Source organism: Enterococcus sp. AZ079 (assembly GCF_050547255.1).
Classification (GTDB): domain Bacteria; phylum Bacillota; class Bacilli; order Lactobacillales; family Enterococcaceae; genus Enterococcus_D; species Enterococcus_D casseliflavus.
On the sequence record NZ_CP172955.1, the window covers coordinates 121,855 to 144,264 of the forward strand.

Consider the following 22,410-nt stretch of genomic DNA (forward strand, 5'->3'; position numbering starts at 1 on the left):
CGAGTGGAACCAAAGGCCTACAGGAGGAAATGTTCTTTCCTGTAGGTGTTTTTCTATGGGCAATTGGTTGTGAAGGATGAATGAAACGTGGTCTGTCGCTTGTTCTTTTTTTGTTTTTGGTTGCTGTACCCGCTCTCATTGTCAATCCTTTCTTGACAATAGATAGGTACCTATGTAAAATGGAGAACGGACTTTTAACTAGGTACCTATCTAAATAGTGAAGAGGCGAAAGGAGCTGAAGGTCGATGGTTTCCGAACAAGAAATCGTGGAACGATTGTTTGAAGTGTATAAATTAAATCGGCGGTATGCGGAACAAAAATATGGGCGTTTTATGCCAGGTCGGGGACAGTTCAATTGCCTACTGGTATTGGACGAAAAAGGGACGTTGACCCAAAAAGATCTCGCCGCGTATTTAGCGATCCGTTCGACATCCACTGGCGAACTACTAAAGAAACTGGCTGAAAAAGGGCTGATCCAAAAAGAAGTCGATCCGAAAGATAAACGCAGCCATCTGATTTCGCTGACGGAAGCAGGCAAAGAAGAGGCACAGCGAATGAAAGAAAAACGCAGCAAGGCGCACCAAGAAATGCTGACCTATTTGACGGCAGAAGAAAAACAAGCCTTTGGTCAAGCCTTAGCAAAAATCGAACAGTTTTATCTTGAGAAGGAGGCGGACGTTGATTGAGTGAAACAGTCCAACGAACGGAACGTCAGCGGACGCTGATTTTTATTAATTTAATGATTACATGTATTGCCGTATCCATGTTGGCGACCGCCTTGACGACGGCTTTACCCGCCATCGTCATTGACCTGCAGATTTCCGTCACTACGGGCCAATGGCTGACAAGCGGTTATTCCTTGGCGATGGCGATCGTTATGCCCTTGACGGCATATCTTATGAATCGTGTGCCAACCAAAAAGCTGTATCTCGCTGCCTTAGGAATTGCGTTGGTGGGCTTGCTGCTCTGTGCTGCAGCGCCCAATTTTCTAGTCATGATGCTTGCTCGTATTTTGCAGGCCGTAGGCAATGGAATCTTGACCGCAATGGCGCAAGTGATCCTTTTATCGATCTATCCGATCAATCGTATCGGTGTCGTGATGGGCTGGTATGGACTCTCAATCACCGCGGCACCCGTGATTGCACCGACTCTTGCTGGGTTGATCGTAGACCGCTTGAACTGGCATGCGATTTTTTATATCGTTGCCGTGATTGTTTTGATTTCACTGATTTGGGCCATAAAGGTTTTTGATGATGTGTTGCCAGTAAGCAACAGCAAATTTGATCAGACCTCTTTTGTTTTGAGTGCCTTCGCTTTTGGTGGGATTACTTTAGGCTTTGGCAATATCGGCAGCTATGGCTTTTTCAGCTTACCCGTTTTAGGAACCTTAGGGCTCGGTTTGGTAGCAGGGATCTTCTTTGTCTTCCGTCAGTTAAGAGCGGAAACTCCATTTTTGGATCTGCGGGTCTTAAAAACAAAAGAGTATGCCATCAGTGTCTTTGGCAGTATCATGCTTTACTTGGTCTTGATGGGTTCGGCGATGCTGATGCCGCTATACGTGCAGTCGATTTTAGGCAAATCAGCGACGATCTCGGGATTAGTCGTTTTGCCAGGCTCTCTGGTCTCGGCTTTCTTAAGTCCCGTGGCTGGGCGAATCTATGACAAAGTCGGCATCCGTCTGTTGACGCTTTTTGGCGGCGGCTCACTGGTCTTGAGCAACATCGGCATGTATTTTATCCATATGCACACGGGTATTTGGGTAGCAGTGGTTTTGAACATGCTGCGCTGTGCCGCCACAGGCTGTTTGTTGATGCCCTTCGTGACGTGGGGAAATAAAAATATTCCGCCGCAGTTGACGGCGCATGGAACAGCATTATTGACTTCTTTGCGAACGGTGGCAGGCGCCATCGGGACAGCATTATTTGTCGGGATCATGAATAGTGTGGCGCAAAACAGCACGACCTTAACGGGGACGAGTGCACTGCTTCATGGGATGAATGTTTCTTTCTTATTGATGACGATCGCTTCTGGTCTGCTGTTTGCAACGGGGCTATTTTTGATTCGTGATCAGAAACCAGAAGCCGTGTGGCTGGAAGGTGCGGAAGAACCGCTGGAATAAAGAGGGGCACCTTTCTTTGAATGGTGCTTTTCTTGATTTATTTCATGAAACTCTATGAAAAACCAAAAAATTCGATATAATAAGATAACTTATGGTTTAGGAGGAGTATTTTTTTTCAGGAAAGACTTGCTTTAATGGAAAAAAATCAGGGAGAAAATGAAGAATAAAGGCGTTTATTTTGGGTTGTCTGCCTATGTCTTGTGGGGCTTGGTCACACTATATTGGAAAATAATCGTTGGGGTTTCCCCGTTAGCAACGATGTGCTACCGAATCGTGTGGTCCTTTGTTTTTATGGTGCTGTTTATTTTGCTTTCCGGGAAGAAAACGCAATTTTTACAAGAAGCGCGTCTGCTGTGGAAGAACAAAGCATTTGCTGGACTGATCGTTTTAGCGTCTGTGCTGATTTCCATCAACTGGTTCACCTTTATCTTCGCGGTGAGTGCGGGCCACGTGATGCAAGCCAGCTTAGGCTATTATATCAATCCGCTTGTCAATGTCTTGTTAGCGACCGTTTTTTTGAAGGAACGTCTTAGTCGTACTGGCATGCTGGCGTGTCTGCTGGCAAGTATCGGGGTGATCTTATTATCGATCCAAACAGGAACGATTCCTTATGCCTCACTGATCATGGCCTTTTCCTTTAGTACGTATGGCTTGATCAAAAAAAGAATCCCCATTAGTTCGGTTACTGGGTTAACGATCGAAACGATGGTGATTTTCCCCTTTGCCCTCGTGTATATTTTAGGATTTTCAACCGTCGGCTTTATGAACTATCCCTTGCAAACCAATCTCTTATTGATGGGTGCTGGGATCGTGACGGCTATTCCGCTGTTACTGTTTGCGGAAGCGGCGAAAAATGTTTCTTACATTACGCTTGGGTTTATTCAATACGTCAACCCGACGATCATGCTTTTGTTGGCCATCTTTTTGTTTCACGAAACCTATTCACTGGCCCAATTTTCCGCCTTTGCGTTTATTTGGCTGGGGATCGCGGTCTTCACCTATGGTACGTTAGGCACGGCGATGAAAGAGCGGCGCATGGGACAGCAAAGAAAGCAACTCTGATAGATCAGGAATGGCTGCAACTGGGCCGTTCCTTTTTTGATTAAAAAACAACTCAATTTAGATAGTGAAGGATGTTGCAAGGAGAATTGTTCAATGGTATAACAAAGGAAAAGCACGTTGCAGAAATTCTGATTGAAAAGGGTTGCATCTGCCACAGGGGTGTGTTATTATTCTTTCAGTTACAAGGATTGTTACTGTTCGGCAGGCAAAACCAGAATTGACCGTAGCGCGCTAATGGGGAGATTCTAGGTTTTTTTATTTTGGAGTGAGGGAAAACGATGGTTATTGGGAAAATATTAAATAATAATGTCGTCATCTCGACCAATGATGCCGGTCAGGAAGTGATCTATATGGGCCGCGGCATTGCGTTTAAGAAAAAAGTCGGCGATCCAGTGGATGAAGCCTTTGTCGAAAAAGAATTTGTGTTAAAGGATACCTTTACTGCAAATCAGTTTCAGCAATTGTTTTCAGACATTCCTGTGGAAGAAGTCGAAGCCGTCAAGCAAGTGGTGGATGATGCAGAAGCATCCTTGGGGATCGAGCTGTCGCCAAATATTTATTTGACACTGACCGACCATATCCATTATGCGCTGGTTCGGGCACGTGAAGGCATTGAGCTGCCGAATCCATTGTTGTTTGAGACCCGCAAATTTTATCCGAAAGAGTATGCGGTTGCAGCAGATGCCGTTGCTTATTTTGAAAAAGTCTTCGGGATTACATTGCCAGAATCGGAAATTGGCTTTATCGCCTTTCATATCGTCAATAGCGAACAAGCCAATGGCACGATGGAAACCACGATGCAAGCGGTAGAAATCGTACGTGATGTACTGGCGATCATCAGTCGTTTTTATGGACGGGTCTTTAACCCAGATTCCTTGAATTATCAACGGATCACCACGCATTTGCAGTATTTTGCGCAGCGTTATTTAAGCGATGAACTTTCAGGGGGAAAAGATGAGTTTTTATTTGCCCTTGTGCAATCGAAGTACCCTAAAGCGTTTCAAACGGTCCAACGGATCAACGAGTACTTGATCAAAACCTACGACAAATCGATCGGTGAATCAGAAATGATCTACTTAACGATCCACATCGAACGTGTCGTCAATGATCAAACCAATTAACATTCAATCATTAACGGATTGTTACTGTCAGGCAGGCAATACCCAGATTGAAAAGACAACAGTCAGCGAGGAAAAGACTCGTTGGACGGTCGTTTTTTCAATCTGGGTTTTTTTATTAAAAAAGGAGTGTTGAAAAAATGAGTTCAAATAAAGAAATTGCAGTTCGCGTCCTCGATGCGGTGGGCGGCAAAGAAAATGTCAACAGCGTGGTGCATTGTGCGACCCGCTTGCGTTTCAAATTAAAAGATGAGAACAAAGCGGATACGGCACGCTTGAATCAAGACGACGATGTGATCCAAGTCGTTCAAAGCGGCGGACAATACCAAGTGGTGATCGGCAGTCATGTCAGCGACGTTTACCGTGAATTGAATGGAGTAGCGAACTTCGATGGCGAAGCAGACAGCAAAGGCGACAAAGGCAATTTGTTGAATCAACTGGTGGATATTATTTCGTCGATCTTTACGCCGTTTTTAGGCGCAATGGCAGGTGCCGGGGTCTTAAAAGGATTCTTGACGCTGGCAGTAACCTTGAATTGGTTAGCAGCTGATTCTGGGGTCCACACCGTATTGTATGCGATTGCTGATGGGTTATTTACCTATTTACCAGTGATGTTGGCTTTTACTGCAGCGAAGAAATTTCGTACCAATGAATTTCTAGCGGTTTCCTTAGCGATGGCGTTGGTTCATCCAGACATTACCGCTTTGGCTGGGCAAACGTTGAGTTTCTTAGGCCTTCCGGTCATTATTGGTGCGAGTGCTTATACGTCTTCCGTCATTCCGATTATTTTAGCGGTCTTTTTACAAAGCTATGTGGAGCGTTTCTTTAAAAAAGTCATTCCTAGCTTCTTACAGATCATCTGTGTGCCTTTAGCGGTCTTCTTGATCATGGCGCCATTGACCTTTATTGTCGTCGGTCCACTAGGAACGATTTTAGGAAACTTGTTAGGTAGTGCTTATGACAGCATTTACCACTTTAGCCCACTGATCGCTGGCGCTGTCATGGGTGGTTTATGGCAAGTCTTTGTGATGTTTGGCATGCACTGGGGCTTCGTACCGATCATCATGTTGAATCTCAGTCAAACCGGTGTCGATACGATGGTGCCGATGCTGTTGCCAGCTGTCCTTTCTCAAGGGGGTGCAGCGCTAGCAGTGTTCTTTATGACAAAAAATGTGAAATTGAAAGGGTTGGCCCTTTCTTCAACGATCACCTCAATTTTTGGGATCACAGAACCGACGGTGTACGGGGTGACCTTACCTCTGAAAAAACCATTTATCGCCGCGTGTATCAGTGGTGCCATCGGGGGAGCCTTCATCGGCTTCAGCCAAGTCGAAAACTATACCTTTGGGTTAGTCAGCTTACTAAGCCTGCCTTCTTTTATCCCACAAGATACGAAAGATCTAAGTGGTCTGATCGCAGCTTCGATCGGAACGGCTATCGCTTTTGGCGCCGCGTTTGTCTTGACCTTCTTCTTACGTTTTGAAGATCAGCCAGCAACCGATGCCAGTGTAACACCAGCGAAAGAGCCAGCAGCACCCACAGAGAGTTCGTCTAAAGAACGAGTGATCCTCAGCAGTCCGTTAGAAGGCAAAGTGGTTCCCTTAGCAGAAGTCAAAGACCAAGTCTTTTCTTCGGGTGCATTAGGAAAAGGCATCGCCATCGAACCGACCGTCGGGGCTTTATATGCGCCAGCAGATGGCACCATCACGACGCTCTTTCCTACTGGCCATGCCGTTGGTTTGACCACCACGGATGGAGCAGAAGTCTTGATGCATATTGGTATGGATACTGTGGAACTAGACGGCAAAGGCTTTGAGGTCTTTGTTAAACAAGACGATCAAGTCAAACGCGGCGATTTGTTAGTGAAGTTTGATCTAGATACGATCAAAGCAGCTGGCTTATCCACGATCACACCGATCGTTGTGACGAACACCCCGCAATATTTAGATGTGATGGATATGAACCAAACCGATGTCTTGCAAGGAGAAGACTTCTTAGCCATCGTAAAATAAGCAAAAGAAACCCGATCCTCGACTGAATATCAGCAAGGATCGGGTTTTTTGTAAGAAAATAAGGCGCAGTTGCCCTTCTCGCTTGCCTTATTTGGTGGCAAACGCTTGTCACAGCGCGAGTTAAGGGCAAGACCAACATCAGGAACGCCTACTCAGGGAAAACCCGAACATTCTTGGAAACTGCTCCTTACACATGGCTTAAATTTTCGGCAAGCGACTCTAAAGCGGGGAAATCGAGAATCGCATAGCCCTGTTTTTGTTTTTCGATCAGCTTGTCTTCTCGAAAGCTGGTAAAGGTTCGCAGCAGGTGGCGATAGCTGACATTCAAGATCGCCGCACAGGTGGTCAACTGAAAGGAAAAGTGTTGATTTTCTTGATGCGCAAGAATAAATTTGGCCAACCGTGTCTCTACAGGTTCCGTCAATGAATTCGCTAAGTTGATCCCCGAATTCAAGCGGGAACTGAGCAACTGACAGATGGTTTGCAAAAAGCGGACGTCTTGTTGCAAGGTGTTGCGGTAGCGATTCAAAGGGATGCAGACACAGACGCAAGCAGAAGCGGCTTTGACACTGCTTTTCGGCAAGAGTTCCCATAAAGAGGAAGCTTCTCCTAATGGTGCAGCTGGCTTGGCGTAATCAATACAAATCGTTTGGGTATCCGAAGAGAAGGAATAGACCATCACGGTTCCTTCTACGAGAAAATACAAGTATTCAGAAGGCGTACCCGTTCGAATCAAGTGCTCTTCTTTTTCAAAGGAATGCAAAGTGGCCATCGCTAACAAATCATTGTCCATATAAGATTGCAGATCGTATGTGTCAATGTAATTACTGAGGCGTGCGGTATCATCGATTTTTTTCATGGAAATCAGCCACTCCTGAATGGTTTTCTTTAAGTATAGCTTAGTTCCCCTTTTGACTCAACACGAACGATAAATAAAATCTAATGTAAATTGTATGTAAAAATAAGGTAAAATAGGACATATGTCACTTCATTTTGACGGGATACTTGGTATGATTTGAATGTAAGAAAGCTTCAAACCATTAGGAGGAGAAAAAATGCCATTGAAACGAATTGTTAAAGGAATGTTAGGAATTGCGTTAGTTGCCGCATTGACCGGCTGTGGGAATGGGAGCAGCAGCAGCGACAGCAGTGCCGCAGCCGAAAAAGAAAAGCTGGTGGTACAATTCGTACCGACCAATAATGACGGCTCGATGCAAGCCAAAGCAAAACCGTTTGCTGAGTATTTATCAAAAAAATTAGACCGTGAAGTAGAAGTAACGTTAGCAACGGATTATTCGACGATCGTAGAAGCGATGGCTTCTGGACAAGTTGATTTAGGGATCATGCCGCCAGCCGCTTATGTTCAAGCCAAAGACATGGATGCAGCTGAAGCGATTTTGACTTCTCAATTAGGTGCTTATGATCCAGAGACGGGCTTGCCATTAGAAGGGGAAAAAACCAATACCTTCAAAGGGGAAATCTTGGTCCGTGCGGATAGCGATATGACAGAATTAACGGACTTAAAAGGGAAAAAAATCGCCACATTGAGTCCAAACTCTGCCAGCGGCTATATTTACCCAGTTGCCGAGTTGAAAGATGCAGGAGTTGATCCAACGACGGATGCTACATTAACGACGGTGAATGATATTCCAAGTGAGATCACTGCAGTCTTGAATGGTCAGATGGACGCCGCCTTTGTGTTCCAAGGGGCACGAAATGTCTTTGCGTCAAGCTTCCCAGACAACGACTTATTCAAAGACCTAAAAGTCCTTTACTTAACCGAAGGGGACATCCCGAATGACGCCATTGCCGTTCAACCGACGATGGATGCTGAACTAAAAGAGCAGATCAAAGAAGTGTTCTTGAATATGGCAGACGATGAAGAAGGCGCCGAAGCAATGAGCTTGTGGGGACACCAAGGGTATGAAGAAGCAGCTGATTCTGCTTACGATACCATTCGCGACTATACTAAACGAGCAGCAGAGTAAAAAATCAGGGATTGCGGTAGAAGGATAACGGGACACGGAGATGTGCAGCGATTTACTAGGGGAATAGGTGGAATACGCAGTACCAGTGCATTTTTTAGTGAAATAGACCGTGACCGATTGGGGAAACTTTGCCGCGGTCCCTACATAATGGAGAAAACAGATGATAACTTTTGAGAATGTATCCAAAGTCTACCCAAATGGGGTCAAAGGATTACAGAACATAGATGTAACGATTGAGCAAGGTGAATTTGTGGCCATCATTGGCTTGAGCGGTGCTGGTAAGAGTACCTTTTTGCGCTCGATCAATCGCTTAGTGCCAATCACTGAAGGAGATATCCGGATAGACGGCAAATCAGTCACGAAAGCCAATAAAAAAGAATTGCGCTTGATTCGTCGACAAATCGGATTGATCTCGCAAAGCTTCAATTTGGTCAAACGCAGTACCGTTCAAAAAAATGTTTTGTCTGGGCGCTTGGGGTATTACGGGACCTGGAAAAGTATTTTAGGGTTGTTTACGAAAGAAGACTACGAAAGAACGAAAGAAGCGCTAGCGACTGTCGGCTTGTCAGACAAACTGCAAACGAGAAGCGACCAGTTGAGTGGGGGGCAACAGCAGCGGGTATCCATCGCCCGTGCCTTGGTCCAACAAGCGCCGGTGATTTTAGCAGATGAACCTGTGGCATCACTAGATCCCATCACGACAGAGAAAGTGATGGAGGATCTGAAGAAGATCAATCAAGAAATGGGCAAAACGATTGTCATCAATCTGCATTCGATTCCCTTGGCTCGTCAGTATGCGACAAGGATCATTGCCTTAAAAGCAGGTGCGATCGTTTTTGACGGCAACGCAGCCGCTTTGACAGATCAGCGTTTAGAACAAATCTATGGCAAAGCAATTTTTGAAGAAAAGGCAGGAGAAATCGATGAAACTGAAAGAAACAGTTCATTTTAATTGGTACAAACACCTGCTGCTGGTTCTTTTATTGCTGCTCTTTTTTCAAAGTAGTGCCTGGATCACAGGGGCTGATTTTGCACAAGTGTGGTCGAATCGCAGCCAGATGACGGCTTTCATGGCTCGCTTTTTGCACCCAGACTTTAGTTATCTACCGCAACTGATGATGCCCTTGATCAAGACATTGCAGATGTCCTTTTTAGGCACCGTTTTAGGAGTAGTCGCAGCGATACCGGTGAGTCTGTTGGCGACAACAGTCGTGACAGAAAGCCGTTGGGTCTCGGTGCCGATGCGTTTTCTCTTAGGTCTGGTGCGGACGATCCCCAATCTATTGTTGGCGGCATTGTTCGTAGCTATTTTTGGAATCGGTGAAGCCACTGGTGTTTTGACCATCGCGGTCTTTACCTTTGGTATGGTTTCACAGTTGATGTTCCAAGCGATCGAAACCATTGATTTTGCGCCGATCGAAGCAGCAGCGGCGGTAGGAGCGAATAAATTTCAAGTGACCGTTTGGGCGATCATTCCCCAAGTCATCAGCCAGTTTGCCAGCTATACTTTTTATGCCTTTGAAGTCAATGTTCGAGCTTCGACGGTGTTAGGGTATGTGGGTGCTGGCGGGATTGGGGTCATCTTGAACGCCTCATTGGCATTGTTGAATTATGAGCGGGTCTCGATCATTATCTTGACGATTTTGCTGACGGTAGCGATCGTTGATTTTCTCAGTGAGCGGGTAAGGAGGTCTTTCCTATGATGATCAGAGAAGTGAAGAAAACGACTTGGCTGTTATGGGGGCTCTTTGCTGTCTTACTAGTTTTATCCGCTGCGACGCTGGATTATTCTGGATTAAGCACCTTTTCCTTAGCGATGGGAAGAGATGTCTTGCAAGGGCTGAGTCAGCCAGACTGGTCCTTCTTTTATGACGGCAGTGGGGAAGATCTGTGGAGCTTGTTGTTACTGACGATCGGGATCGCTTGTCTAGGAACGATGATTGCAACAGTCTGCGCGATTCCAGTGACCTTGCTGAGTGCCGCCAACCTATGGACCTCGACACCCTGGGTCGCAAAAATCGGCAAAATGATCTGCAATATCTTGCGGGCATTTCCCGAGCTGGTTTATGCGATTATTTTTGTCCGTGTGGTAGGTCCAGGACCTTTTGCTGGAGTTATGGCGATCGGTGTCCACCAGATCGGTATGCTGGGCAAGTTGTTTACCGAAGAAATGGAAGCCATGGATGAGCGCTTGACGGAAGAGATGCAAGCAGTCGGTGCCAATTTTTGGCAGACGATGTTTTTCGTGCGGGTCCCTTACTTAGCACCCATCTATAGTTCCTTTGCATTGAATCATTTTGAAATTGCGGTCCGCAGTGCGGCAACATTAGGGTTAGTCGGTGCTGGCGGGATCGGTGCACCATTGATTTTTGCTATTCAAACCAGAACCTGGAGCAAGGTAAGTATTATTTTGTTGGGCGTCGTTGTGACCGTCTTCTTATTAGACCAGTTGACTGGAATCATCAGAAAGAAATTGAGATAAACCTATGAATGTATTGCATATATCAGATATCCATTTTCGAGAAAGTTACCTGCCTTGTGAAGAAGGGTATCAAGGAATGCTGGCAGCCATGCAAAATCCTTTGATTCCTCTTGAAGAGTGTATCCAAGATGCCAAGGCGCGAGCAGCGATCGATTTGGTGGTGATCAGCGGCGATTTGACCGAAGATGGCGCGCCTGCCGATTATGCCTCTTTGAAGCAATATTTAGAAAAAGCCTTTGGCTCAGTGCCCATCGTAGTAACGCTAGGCAATCATGATATCAAACGGCATTTTCGCCAAGGCTGGCAAGGCAAGTCAGTAGAAACCGCCAGTGATACACCTTTTAATCAAGTCTATGAAACGGAGACATTGGCGATCGTGACTTTCGATAATTCCTGCTATGGCTATGCCGACGGTATCGTAGATGAGCGACAGTTTGAATGGCTGCAAGCCACGCTGGCACAGCTCAAAGAGAAAAAGATCGTTTTTGTGACACACCATCATTTGTTGCCCGACCAAGCAAGCACGCCGGCATGGGCCGGTGCCAATCGTTTGGTGGCATTATTGCAGCAGTATCAAATCTCTTGTATTCTCAGTGGACATACCCATCATGCGTTTACGGGAACGATCGCAGGGATTCCTTACTATACTGTGGCAAGTATGTCGTTTGTCGGGGAAGATGAAGGCGATGGGATGGTCCGTTTTGAAGAACGCTATGGATACAATTTGTATCGTTTCGAGGAAGGTGCATTGGTTCATCAATCCTCAGAAAACTATCGACCGAACCGTGTATTGATGCGGGTCAACATGCAAGGATAAAAAACAGACGTTCCGTCAACGCTGCCTTTAGCAGCAGGAAAGGAACGTCTGTTTTTGTGTGAAAAAGGCTTAACTTTGATTGCCAAAGGTTTTGACAACTTCAATCGTGCCGTCGATATGAAAAAACAAGGTATAATTTTCTTCGGTTTTGATGCCATCAAAACGGCGGGCATAATACGTGACCGCGTCTTTGAAGGTTTGTGGGGGAACCCCTAAAAAATCAGCGCATGCCGCCAATGTTTTGCAGCCTTCTTCAAAACAAGCGATGATATCATAGGGCGTGACCACGATCGCAGAACCAATGTCGCGGGCTTTGCGTTCTTGTTTGCGTTTTTCGTTGGTGTCTTGGGCGGTAATGTCGCCAGCACTGGTCAGATAATGACCGATTTCTTCACCGATGGTGCTCAAGAGGTCTTCTTGTGATTGGTCAGGGTTCAAGTAAATATGGTGATCGATGTACAATCCTTGCTGACCATCAGGCATATTTTTATCGAAAATAAAGTGCAAGTCTGGGTAGGCGGCCATCAGTTCTTCTACTTTATCCATTTCCATCATTCCTTTTGGGCGTGCCGCTGTTTTATAAATTCAATATAGCTGAGGATATCTTCCATCTGCTCATCGGTGACGTCATCATCAATATGGGCCGCAACGGTTTGAACTTTTGCAGAGGGCTGCGTAAAGCCTGACGGGACTTGTCTGCCTAATAAAAAATCGGTGGATACTTGAAAAATCTCCGCAAGTTTGACGATGGTCTCGCCATCGGGTTCGTTACGATCATTTTCGAAATGCGAATACGCTGCGCGGGTGATTCCCAGCTGATCTGCGATCTGCTGTTGGGTTTGATTGGTTCGTAGTCTGAGTGTTCTTAGCCGTTCGCCAAGCATGAGTGATCGCCTCCTTTTTTGTAGTATAGCACGTTAGATATAATTTGTATCTATTTTTGTATTATTTGATATAAAAAATATCACATCAGTTGACGATACGAATCGTATCTTTTATACTGGAAACAGATGATATGAATCGTATCAAAAGAAGGGGGGAGGATCATGGATACATCGATCGTAACAGTTGTCTTGCCGTCACTCATTACTGGTGTACTTACCTATTTGGCTACCCGAGTATCCAGCAAAGCGAATTTGGAACAAACGAATATCGAAAATGCCCAGAAGCTTTACCTAAAATATGAACAGATCAATCAAGAATTGACCCATAAAATCGATCAGTTGGAAGAAGAAGTCCAAAAGACCGCCAAAACCTACCAAGAAGAAGTCTTAGTTTATCAAGGAAAGCTTGCTACTGCCCAAAGCGAAAGGGATTTTTTGCGGGCAGAAAACCAGGTGCTGAAAGAATTACAGCGAGGGAATCAAGTGCCTGTGGCGCGTGAAGAGAAGCAACATTCAGCCGTTGGCTAATAAAAAAAACTGCTTATCCGTCAATAAGCAGTTCAGACTGTAGACAAAGTACTAGTTTTTAGTGCTTTGTCTTTTTTTATCCGTTAAAATAAGAGTATCAATTGGAGGTGTATCCAGATGCTCTCAAAACAAGATATGAGTAAACGCGCACAAATCGGTTTCTTTTCTCTTGAAGACTTGGTCCCACAGGACCATTTATTGCGGCAAATAGATCAATGTATTGATTTCTCCTTTATTTATGAATTGGTTAAAGAGAAATACGATGAAATCCAAGGACGTCCTAGCTTGGATCCTATTCTTCTAATTAAATTACCAATGATTCAATATCTATTTGGTATTAAAAGTATGAGACAAACAATAAAAGAAATAGAAGTGAATATCGCTTATCGCTGGTTTTTAGGTTTGAGTTTAGAAGATCCCGTTCCTCATTTTTCAACATTTGGTAAAAACTATACGCGACGGTTCAAAGGAACAGATCTCTTTGAAAAAATTTTTTATGAAATTCTAGAACAATGTATCGCTGAAGGTATCGTAGATACTTCCGAAGTATTTATTGATAGTACGCATATTAAAGCACATGCGAATCGTAACAAAAAAGAATCTGTCGAAGTAATGGAACAAGCTGTTTTTTATACAGATAAGCTGACAAAAGAAATCACCAAGAATCGAGAAAAACATTTAAAAAAGCCCTTAAAAGAAACAAACGCAGAAAGTAAAACTTCCTTGAAAAAAAGAAGTACGACTGATCCTGAAAGTGGTTGGTTTCATAAAGGTGAACACAAAGAAGTTTTTGCCTATAGCTCACAAGTGGCGTGTGATAAACATGGATGGATATTAGGTTATACTACACACCCAGGGAACTTTCATGACAGTCGTACGTTTGTTTCTTTATTTAACAAGCTCAAAGGAGCTTTTCCCCTAGAAAAATTAATTATGGATGCTGGGTATAAGACACCAGCAATTGCACATTTACTACTCGAACATAAATTGACCCCAATTTTCCCATACAAACGTCCTATGACTAAAAAAGGCTATTTCAAGAAACATGAATATGTTTATGACGATTACTATAATTGTTATATCTGTCCCAATAATAAAATACTCTCTTATGCCACTACCAATCGCAAAGGATATATCGAATACAAAAGCAATCCAAAGGATTGTAAAAATTGTCCTTTCTTGTCTAAGTGTACCAACTCAAAAAATCATATCAAAGTAATCACTAGACACATTTGGGCTGAAGCTATAGAGACCTGTGAAGAGATACGCCATCAAAGTTGGTTCAAAGAACTTTATAAAAAGAGAAAAGAAACCATTGAACGAATTTTTGGGACAGCAAAAGAATTTCATGGGTTACGTTATACCAATCAAATAGGAATTGAAAAAATGCACATGAAAATTGGGCTTACTTTTGCGTGTCTTAATATGAAAAAGCTAGCAAAAATAAAAAGGATCAGAGCGCAAAAGAGACGTTTTCCTAAAGGAAAACTGCCTAATCTATCGATTATCCATAGAATATTACATAGAAAAAAGACAAACCTCATGTTTGTATAAGGTTTGTCTACAGTCTGAGACATTCCAGCGAATGTCTTTTTTCTATTGTTTATTTTGATGATGGATTGTGATCCCCAACACCAAGGCTAAAATCCCTGAAACCACCCAGATAGTGCGGTGGAATAAGAAAATCCCTAGCAAGCTGCTTAAGACTGCACCAAAAAAGAAGCCGCCGATGATCAAGGAAATAGAAATAATCTTGGGCGTCACTGATCGGTCCTTTTTAAACCAGCGCATGTACACATAATCAGCCAGTGAACGTAAGTTGCCGGTGGTCATCGTGGTGGCATAGGGCATCCCTGCCAATCGACGATAGGCGGCATATTGAATCGCCGCAAAAAAAGATAACCCCGAATCGATCATGACATTGGGTAATGATCGAGCAAAAAAGCCCAGAACAAAAATACCGATTGCTTCAAAGATCAATGCGGCATTTTGCCAAACGATCCAGCCCCCTGTCGGAAAATGATGCTGCAGATAATTCGTCACTACGATCCCCACTAAAAACATGAAGATTGGTGGCAGATATCGAAAGGCTTGTTCAAACTGCCCCGTTGAAATATTGATCCCTAACAAAATGACATTCCCCGACTGCATACTTGCAAACACTTCCCCGTGAAACAAGTAGGTATACGCATCTAAAAAACCGCCCGCCATAGCAAGAAGAATCCCCACCGGTAAACTTTCATGCACGACAAACTCCGATTTTCTTTTGGCACTACTCAAACTTTTTTCCATTGGTTTCGCCTCTTGTTTTTTATACTTTCTGACAGCTTAACGCTTAAAAACGCCGAAAACTCGTTATCTTTTGCGGCGTTTAGGTGACTTTTTCGATAGCTGACAAATCAACCAGCCCAAAAGAACGGCGGTCAGTGCTCCAGCTGAATCCAGCATGACATCTTGAAAAAGCGGCGTCCGTCCTCCCGTCAGCATTTGATGGTATTCATCGATCCCAGCGTAGCCGGTGGCTGCCAACCAAGCAAAAAAAGCGGCTAGCCAATACGGCTGTTTTCGAAAAACAAGCGTTAAGAACAAACTGCCACCTAGGACAAAATAGGTAAAGAAATGCGCGCCTTTACGAATGAAAAATTCCACAAATGAGAAATAGCCTTTTTCCGCAATGCTGATCTCCGAACCAGCATAGGAAAAAGAAATCTTCTCTAGCCACTCTTTCAATGGTTCGTTTTTTAAGATTCGTGAAAGCAACCCAATTTGCGATTGCTGCTCATAGGTTTGTGAAGAGCTGATAAAGAGGATGACCATTACCGCAATTGCAATACAAAAGTAAAAATTCGGTTCTTTCAGTAATTTTTTCATAGTTTTCACTCCTCATTTTCCTATCTTACCATTTTCATTTGGTGATGCAACTGTTTTTCCAGCAAACCATGGAGACATTGCACACAAAAAAAGAGTGCTTCCGTCAAGATTAGAAGCACTCTTTCTTTTTAAAAATAGCCATCGGTATGAAAAGCCGTCACCCGTTTGGTTGTGAGATCTTGGGGCTTGTGACGTTCAGCTCCTTCAACGATTCTCAGGGCTGTTTTGCGTTTTTTTCTCCAGTAAACAATGACGAACCCATCTCGTAGCCTTCTACATAATGATTCAACCGCTCGACGACCTCTGCTGCCGCTTCTTGTGACGGCGTGATGATCAATAAAATATCAAACCCTGCAATCGTGCCGACAATTTCTGGCAGCTCCATTTCATCAAGATAATTGGCGATCACATCGGCGCCGTTTTCAGCCGTATGAACGACAACTAAAAAGTCAATCTGCGTAATCTTTTTTAGATACTCATACATCGAAAACGCAATTCTGTCTTCTAGATCCTGCTCTTTGGATTCAAAGATCGAATAATACGGTCGGCCATTTTTGGCATACGTTTTAGCGATGTTCATTTCCCGCATGTCTCTAGAAATCGTGGCTTGGGTAGCTGAAACATTTTCTTTTTTTAATAAATTCATCAATTCTTCTTGAGACTCAATCCGATGTAGGACAAAGAGTTTTTTGATAATTGCTTGTCGCTCTTTTTTTTTCATTTACTTGATCCGCTCCTCTCAAGTCGCCTCGCTTACTGAAATAGTTGATCCGTCTCGTTCACTTCTTGAAACGCAGCTTACAAGAACAACATCGAGAAGATTAAAATGGCAAGATTGGAAATTCCGATAACCAGTAACGGTTTGCGCATAAAGCGAGTCCAAGTAGAATAGTTGACCCGCGCCAGCTCCAATCCGCCCATCACGACGCCAGAAGTTGGTGTGATCAAATTCACTAATCCGCAACCAGCAGTAAAGATCATGACCATGACGTTCGGATTGAGTCCGATGCTTTGCGCCAAGGCACCCATGATAGGGATCGATACATATGCCAGTCCTGAAGTCGATGGAATCAAGAACGATAAGAGCAGATACAAAATATAGGCGCCAATTACGAACAGGACAGGTGATAACCCTTCTAAAAGATGGGAAGCCCGATCCAAAATAAACAGATCCAAGTACGTCGTTTGCATAATGTAGGAAGCCCCCCGTGCCACAACGATGATCAAGACAACGGATAAAATGTCTTTGACCCCATCGATAAAGTTGGTCACGATTTCTTTTTCTGAGAATCCTTGAATCAATGCAATGATGATACTGACGTAGAAGAACCACATAGCCAAATCACCAAAATACCATTCACCGAAGCTATTCCCGGTCAAAAAGGCGGTCCAACCGTCAAACACATGGATATCAAAGTCGCCCCAAGGAATCAAGGAAACCACCATGATCACAAAGGATAAGCCAAAAATCGTCAAAATCAAGCGATGCTTTTGCGTAAACGCCAAGGCTTCGTTCGTGTCTTTGACAAAATGCTCTTCCATTTCTTTTTGCTCTTGCAGCGATAAGATCGTGGAGCCTTTGTCGGCTTTGACTTTTTTTGCATAAGACATCACCACAAAGATACAATACGCGGTCGTGACTAACCAAAGCAATGCGCCAACTACTAGGATCGTGCCATTATTCGGAGCAATATCAATGCTTCGTAAGGCATCCATTGCCACCCCAGTAGCGAAAGGGTTAACGGTGGAGCCGATCACACCGGCACCCGCCCCCAACATGACGGTTCCTGCTGCGACGATCGTATCAAAGCCCGATGCCACCATTGTGATTGCTAATAAGGAATAGAACGGAATCGTTTCTTCCGCCATTCCATAAGTTGAGCCACCAATTGAAAACAACACCATCAAAATCGGGATCAAAATCAACTCGTTGCCTTTGAGTTTTTTGACTAAATGCTGAATACCAGCTTCTAAAGCGCCTGTTCGTGTGACAATATTCAAAAAGCCACCCAAACAAAGAATAAACACACAGATCTCGATCGCATCACGAAATCCGTTAAAAGGCGCCATAAAGAAATCAGAAAACTTGGCACCGACGACTTGGCTGACCATCTCTTCTTGGCCTGCTGGTAATGAAGGTGCAAAGGGCTGACCAGCTAGTAGCCAAGAAGCGACCGTCAACGCAATAATGATCAGAAATAAGATACTGAACGATGTCAGCGACTTTTTTTCTTTTTGCTTTTTTTTCATCTTCGTTCCTCCTCTATTGAATCAATCTTAGGTGCAAATTGCCAACAGCTAGTCTGTCTGTGGTCAATTCGCAACATGGGAAAAATAATCTTTGTCATAAATAATGAGTTCTTTGTAACGATAATAAATCTTTCTTTTGTGCACGAGCGCCTTGATGGTTTGACTGACCGTCTCTCGCGTCGTTCCACTGTATTTAGCGATATCATTGATAAAAACTGGAAAAGGAATGCGAATCTGCTCTCCTTGTGACTGTCCGTGCTCGATCATCAAGAGACCGATCGTATTGACGACTCTTGTCTGCGCGCTAGAGGTGACACAGTACTCCACTCGGCGTCTTTGCTTCTCCAACTGCTGGCTCATTTGCTTATTCAGCCACAGCAACTGACTTGTAGATGAAACAACCAGCGGTTCAAACAGCGACATCGCTGCAAACTGCACGACAATGTCTGTTGCAGCGAATGCCGATACATCATAGTTGTCTCTTTCAAACAAGCCAATCAAAGGAAATAACTGATCAGGCCCAACAAAATCTACATAACAATAGGAATCAGTTCCGTCGGTTTTTTCGATCCGTACGAGACCTTCGATCACATGGAATATCCGATCTCTTACGTCGCCTTCATAAAAAAGCACTTGGCCTTTTTTGTACGTACGGCAGTAAATATGCTCCTTCAACCGCTGTTGATTTTCTTCTTCCAGCCATTGAAAGCTATTCGCTCTTGTTGATGGATCTTTTATTTGGTAGTCGATCATTTCTCTCACTCCAATGTTTTGGACTTGCTTTGCTACTTCGCTTATTTCCAGGTGATCTGTGTACCAGCGTCTTCAATTTCTGCCAGCTTATCTAAGGAAGTAATCACTGCCCGTTTTTCCGTGCCCATTTTGACAAAATTCAAAGCTGCTTGTACTTTCGGTAACATGCTTCCCGGTGAAAAATGCCCTTCATCGACATAGGTTTCCAATTCAGCGGCGGTCACATGATCCAACCACTGCTCATTTTCCTTGCCAAAGTTCAAAGCGATTTTTTCCACGCCCGTCAAAATGATCAGCTGATCCGCATCGACTAAACGAGCCAATTTTTCAGAAGCAAAATCTTTATCGATCACGGCTTCAACCCCCAGCCCATTATCTAACACGGGAATGCCCCCGCCGCCTGCGCAAATAACGATCGTGTTTTGTTCAATCAGCGCCTTGATGCTGGCAACTTCTTGAATCGCTTGTGGTGCTGGACTGGCAACGACTTTCCGCCAACCACGACCAGCATCTTCACGATAGATGGCATCTGTTGCCGCCATGGCTTCTTTGGCAGCTGTTTCCGTTAAGAAAGGACCGATCGGTTTGGTCGGATGGGCAAATGCTGAATCTTGGGCATCGACTGTAATTTCCGTCACCACTGTCACCACCGGCTTAGCCATTTGGGCTTCTTTCAACTGGATTCTCAGCTCATTTTGTAACCAATAGCCAATACTGCCTTGCGTCATTGCCACACAGGTATCTAAAGGCATCGCTGGGTTTTTGCTAGAATCACTGGCTTGTTGCTGCAAAACCAAATTTCCCACTTGAGGCCCATTCCCATGGGTAATGATCAAATGAACATCTTTTTGGATCAGGGGAATTAAATACTCGACGGTCTGTTTAAGCCGTTCTTTTTGCCCTTTGGCACTGGCATCATCTGCTAGGATAGCGTTGCCGCCAAGGGCGACAACGATCGTTGGTTTCTTTTCACTCATCTGCTCACTGCTCCTTCTTACACTCTAGGAATAAAGAGATCGCCTAAGGTTACTGCCATGATTGCTTTGATCGAGTGCATTCGGTTTTCCGCCTCTTCAAATTGACGGCCCCATTGACTGCGGAAAATGTCGTCTGTGATCTCCATTTCAGAAATGCCGAATTTTTCTTCAATCATTTTTCCATACGTCGTATTCGTATCATGGAACGCTGGCAAGCAGTGAAGCACGATCAAGCCATCGTCTTGTTTTCCAGTAGCCATTACCATTTCGCGGTTGATTTGGTAAGCTTTCAACAGCTTCACCCGTTCTTCAAACTGGTCTTCTTCCCCCATTGAAACCCAAACATCGGTATACAGAACATCGGCATCTTTGACGCCTTTTTGAATATCGTCTGTTACCATCAGCTGACTGCCAGATTCTTTGGCAAATTTGTTGGCATAGTCTGTCACTTCTTCAGCTGGGAAAAGTTCTTTTGGTGCACAGATGCGAACATTGACACCTAAAATCGCCCCCGTCACTAACAAACTATTCGCCATATTGTTTCGGCCATCGCCCACATAGACTAACGTAATGTTTTCTAATGTACCGAAGTTTTCTTTGATCGTCATGAAGTCAGCGATCATTTGGGTTGGATGCCATTCATCGGTTAAGCCATTCCAAACAGGAACGCCAGAGAATTTGGCTAAATCTTCAACGACTTGTTGGCTGAACCCGCGGAACTCAATGCCATCAAACATACTGCCTAAAACTCTGGCGGTATCTTCAACGGATTCTTTTTTGCCTAGCTGGATATCATTCGCACCTAAAAATTCTGGATGGGCACCAAGATCGATGGCAGCCGTCGTAAATGCCGCCCGTGTCCGAGTCGACGTTTTTTCAAATAAGAGGGCGATGTTCTTGCCTTCCAAATAGCGATGAGAAATATTTTGCTTTTTCAACTGTTTCAAATAGATGGAAAAATCAATAAGGTATTCTAACTCGGCTTTCGTAAAATCTTTTTCTGCTAAGAAGCTTCTTCCTTTAAATACTTGTTTCATTAGTAATTCCTCCTCTAGATTAAATATCTTCTCTGATAAATGGCATGCTCATGCAGCGAGGGCCCCCACGGCCGCGAACCAATTCACTGCCGGAGATTTTATGCAATTTGATGCCGGCTTCAGTTAATTTTTGATTGGTGATCGTGTTACGGTCATAGACCACGACTTCACCAGGTGCGATCGTCAAGGTATTGGAACCGTCATTCCATTGTTCCCGAGCTGCAGCGACCAAATCGTTCCCCCCACAGCGAATCAATTCCACTGCATCTAATTCTAAGTAGCGGCACAAAATGTTTTCTAACGTATCTTTTTCTTCTTTGATGGTTACGCCATCCCCGTCACGTGAGATTGAATAAACGGTCAGTTCGCCTTCAATTTCTGGATGGATCGTAAATTTGTCATAATCAACCATTGTAAATACCGTATCTAAATGCATGAATTTGCGTTCTTGACCAATATCAAAAGCTAAGACGTACTCAAAACTTGGTTCATGTTGGAACACATTACGAGCCAACTGTTCAATGGAAGTGGCATCTGTTCGTTGGGAGATCCCGATCGCTAACACTCGTTTTGACAGAACCAATTCATCGCCACCTTCAATTCGTGTTGGCTGATCACGGTCATAAAGCAAGTGCGGTGGCTGTTGTTGGAACATTGGATGATGAGCAAAAATGTATTTGCCATACAATGTTTCACGACGTCTTGTTTCTGAATACATACGATTCAAGGAAACCCCGTTACCGATCGTCGCAAACGGATCGCGAGTGAAATACAAATTCGGCATTGGATCGATCAAAAACGGATACTGGTCATCCACAGCACCAGCTAAGCTTTGACTATGGGGCAATTTCAATTCATTTTTCGCTAGACCTGCCATCGTTTTATCGATGAATTGACGGTTATCTTCAAAAGATAAGAAATAATCGGTAATTTCAGCAATGATTTCTGGGCTTTGTAACGTTGTTTCTTCTAAATATTCCTTGATAAACTGCTCTTTGATTTCTTGACTAGTTAACGCTTCTGCTGCTAAATCTTCTAAATATAACACCTCCACATTATTATTACGCAATACATCGGCAAATTGATCATGTTCAGCCCTTGCTTGTTCCAAAAAGGGAATATCATCAAATAACAAGCGATTTAAATGATCGGGCACGAGGTTTTCTAATTCTCGACCAGGGCGATGGAGCATGACTTGCTTCAAGCGGCCGATTTCTGAAAAAACATGAATAGCATTTGACATTTCTTTACATCCTCCTTTGTTTTGATTACGCCTACATAGTACAAGAATGTATGCGCTTACCAAGCGACGTATTTCGCCTTCATTATGCAAAGCATTTGTCATTATGCAATAAAGAGTGAATATCTTCTTGCGAGCGTTTTTTTACTCGTTGTTATTTTTTTTTATGTAATATTTATTCAGCAATTTTTAAATAAGAATTTGATGAGAATGAAAAAATGATCGATTTTGTTCTTTTCTTTGATTTTGACGTCCCCGACCAATGCAGGCAA

23 protein-coding genes are annotated in these 22,410 nt (G+C 43.9%); 12 read left to right on the forward strand and 11 right to left on the reverse strand.

Going from position 1 to position 22,410, the window contains the following annotated elements:
• The first annotated feature begins 245 nt into the window (after positions 1-245).
• From IGJ15_RS00570 to IGJ15_RS00590, 5 genes are all read left to right on the forward strand, one after another.
• Positions 246-686: a MarR family winged helix-turn-helix transcriptional regulator gene (locus IGJ15_RS00570; RefSeq protein WP_005230651.1), complete on the forward strand. Its 441-nt coding sequence runs from the start codon at positions 246-248 to the stop codon at positions 684-686.
• Positions 683-2,119 (forward strand): MDR family MFS transporter, encoded by a 1,437-nt coding sequence (locus IGJ15_RS00575; RefSeq protein ID WP_010748965.1) that lies wholly within the window; start codon positions 683-685, stop codon positions 2,117-2,119. The genes IGJ15_RS00570 and IGJ15_RS00575 overlap by 4 nt, the downstream gene beginning before the upstream one ends.
• A gap of 156 nt (positions 2,120-2,275) precedes the next feature.
• The gene (gene rarD, locus IGJ15_RS00580) at positions 2,276-3,181 is read left to right on the forward strand and encodes an EamA family transporter RarD (RefSeq protein ID WP_010748966.1); all 906 of its coding nucleotides are present in this window, start codon (positions 2,276-2,278) and stop codon (positions 3,179-3,181) included.
• Positions 3,182-3,459: 278 nt separating this feature from the next.
• Entirely contained in the window at positions 3,460-4,302 is an 843-nt protein-coding gene (licT, locus tag IGJ15_RS00585; protein ID WP_010748967.1) for a BglG family transcription antiterminator LicT, read from the forward strand.
• A gap of 137 nt (positions 4,303-4,439) precedes the next feature.
• Positions 4,440-6,311, forward strand: coding sequence for a beta-glucoside-specific PTS transporter subunit IIABC (locus IGJ15_RS00590; RefSeq protein ID WP_010748968.1), 1,872 nt, complete (start codon positions 4,440-4,442; stop codon positions 6,309-6,311).
• 187 nt (positions 6,312-6,498) lie between these two features.
• Here IGJ15_RS00590 and IGJ15_RS00595 read toward each other — a convergent pair whose 3' ends face one another.
• A complete protein-coding gene (locus tag IGJ15_RS00595) occupies positions 6,499-7,170 on the reverse strand; it encodes a cyclic nucleotide-binding domain-containing protein (protein WP_005230657.1) in 672 nt (223 codons plus the stop codon).
• Positions 7,171-7,366: 196 nt separating this feature from the next.
• Between IGJ15_RS00595 and IGJ15_RS00600 the strand changes: the two genes are divergently transcribed.
• The 5 genes from IGJ15_RS00600 to IGJ15_RS00620 all read left to right on the forward strand — a co-directional run bounded on the left by IGJ15_RS00600 (position 7,367) and on the right by IGJ15_RS00620 (position 11,598).
• Positions 7,367-8,299, forward strand: coding sequence for a phosphate/phosphite/phosphonate ABC transporter substrate-binding protein (locus tag IGJ15_RS00600; protein ID WP_010748969.1), 933 nt, complete (start codon positions 7,367-7,369; stop codon positions 8,297-8,299).
• A gap of 160 nt (positions 8,300-8,459) precedes the next feature.
• On the forward strand, positions 8,460-9,251 hold the full coding sequence (gene phnC, locus IGJ15_RS00605) for a phosphonate ABC transporter ATP-binding protein (RefSeq protein ID WP_010748970.1): 792 nt from the start codon (positions 8,460-8,462) through the stop codon (positions 9,249-9,251).
• Complete coding sequence (gene phnE / locus IGJ15_RS00610) at positions 9,223-10,002, forward strand: phosphonate ABC transporter, permease protein PhnE (RefSeq protein ID WP_010748971.1); 780 nt, start codon at positions 9,223-9,225, stop codon at positions 10,000-10,002. Before phnC ends, phnE (IGJ15_RS00610) begins: the two co-directional genes overlap by 29 nt.
• Positions 9,999-10,781 carry a phosphonate ABC transporter, permease protein PhnE gene (gene phnE / locus IGJ15_RS00615; RefSeq protein ID WP_010748972.1) on the forward strand — a complete coding sequence of 261 codons (783 nt, stop codon included), beginning with the start codon at positions 9,999-10,001 and terminating at the stop codon, positions 10,779-10,781. The genes phnE (IGJ15_RS00610) and phnE (IGJ15_RS00615) overlap by 4 nt, the downstream gene beginning before the upstream one ends.
• A 4-nt stretch (positions 10,782-10,785) precedes the next feature.
• On the forward strand, positions 10,786-11,598 hold the full coding sequence (locus IGJ15_RS00620; RefSeq protein WP_010748973.1) for a metallophosphoesterase family protein: 813 nt from the start codon (positions 10,786-10,788) through the stop codon (positions 11,596-11,598).
• 69 nt (positions 11,599-11,667) lie between these two features.
• On the opposite strand, the gene IGJ15_RS00625 is transcribed toward IGJ15_RS00620, so the two are convergent.
• A complete protein-coding gene (locus IGJ15_RS00625; protein ID WP_010748974.1) occupies positions 11,668-12,144 on the reverse strand; it encodes an ImmA/IrrE family metallo-endopeptidase in 477 nt (158 codons plus the stop codon).
• 5 nt (positions 12,145-12,149) lie between these two features.
• Positions 12,150-12,482, reverse strand: a complete 333-nt coding sequence (locus IGJ15_RS00630) for a helix-turn-helix domain-containing protein (protein WP_010748975.1) — start codon at positions 12,480-12,482, stop codon at positions 12,150-12,152.
• 162 nt (positions 12,483-12,644) lie between these two features.
• Between IGJ15_RS00630 and IGJ15_RS00635 the strand changes: the two genes are divergently transcribed.
• Entirely contained in the window at positions 12,645-13,010 is a 366-nt protein-coding gene (locus IGJ15_RS00635; protein WP_008380201.1) for a hypothetical protein, read from the forward strand.
• 117 nt (positions 13,011-13,127) lie between these two features.
• Positions 13,128-14,564 (forward strand): IS1182 family transposase, encoded by a 1,437-nt coding sequence (locus IGJ15_RS00640; protein ID WP_010748976.1) that lies wholly within the window; start codon positions 13,128-13,130, stop codon positions 14,562-14,564.
• A gap of 42 nt (positions 14,565-14,606) precedes the next feature.
• On the opposite strand, the gene IGJ15_RS00645 is transcribed toward IGJ15_RS00640, so the two are convergent.
• The 8 genes from IGJ15_RS00645 to arcA form a co-directional block, all read right to left on the reverse strand.
• Entirely contained in the window at positions 14,607-15,302 is a 696-nt protein-coding gene (locus tag IGJ15_RS00645) for a YoaK family protein (protein ID WP_010748977.1), read from the reverse strand.
• Between the two features lie 63 nt (positions 15,303-15,365).
• A complete protein-coding gene (locus IGJ15_RS00650; protein WP_010748978.1) occupies positions 15,366-15,881 on the reverse strand; it encodes a VanZ family protein in 516 nt (171 codons plus the stop codon).
• A 214-nt stretch (positions 15,882-16,095) separates the two neighbouring features.
• Entirely contained in the window at positions 16,096-16,602 is a 507-nt protein-coding gene (locus IGJ15_RS00655; protein WP_005230706.1) for an arginine repressor, read from the reverse strand.
• A gap of 77 nt (positions 16,603-16,679) precedes the next feature.
• Positions 16,680-18,131 carry a YfcC family protein gene (locus tag IGJ15_RS00660; RefSeq protein ID WP_010748979.1) on the reverse strand — a complete coding sequence of 484 codons (1,452 nt, stop codon included), beginning with the start codon at positions 18,129-18,131 and terminating at the stop codon, positions 16,680-16,682.
• Between the two features lie 63 nt (positions 18,132-18,194).
• Positions 18,195-18,884, reverse strand: a complete 690-nt coding sequence (locus IGJ15_RS00665) for a Crp/Fnr family transcriptional regulator (RefSeq protein WP_010748980.1) — start codon at positions 18,882-18,884, stop codon at positions 18,195-18,197.
• A 41-nt stretch (positions 18,885-18,925) separates the two neighbouring features.
• Positions 18,926-19,861 (reverse strand): carbamate kinase, encoded by a 936-nt coding sequence (arcC, locus tag IGJ15_RS00670; protein ID WP_010748981.1) that lies wholly within the window; start codon positions 19,859-19,861, stop codon positions 18,926-18,928.
• A 17-nt stretch (positions 19,862-19,878) separates the two neighbouring features.
• Positions 19,879-20,898: an ornithine carbamoyltransferase gene (gene argF, locus IGJ15_RS00675; RefSeq protein WP_010748982.1), complete on the reverse strand. Its 1,020-nt coding sequence runs from the start codon at positions 20,896-20,898 to the stop codon at positions 19,879-19,881.
• A gap of 19 nt (positions 20,899-20,917) precedes the next feature.
• Complete coding sequence (arcA, locus tag IGJ15_RS00680) at positions 20,918-22,141, reverse strand: arginine deiminase (RefSeq protein ID WP_010748983.1); 1,224 nt, start codon at positions 22,139-22,141, stop codon at positions 20,918-20,920.
• Between the last annotated feature and the right edge of the window lie 269 nt (positions 22,142-22,410).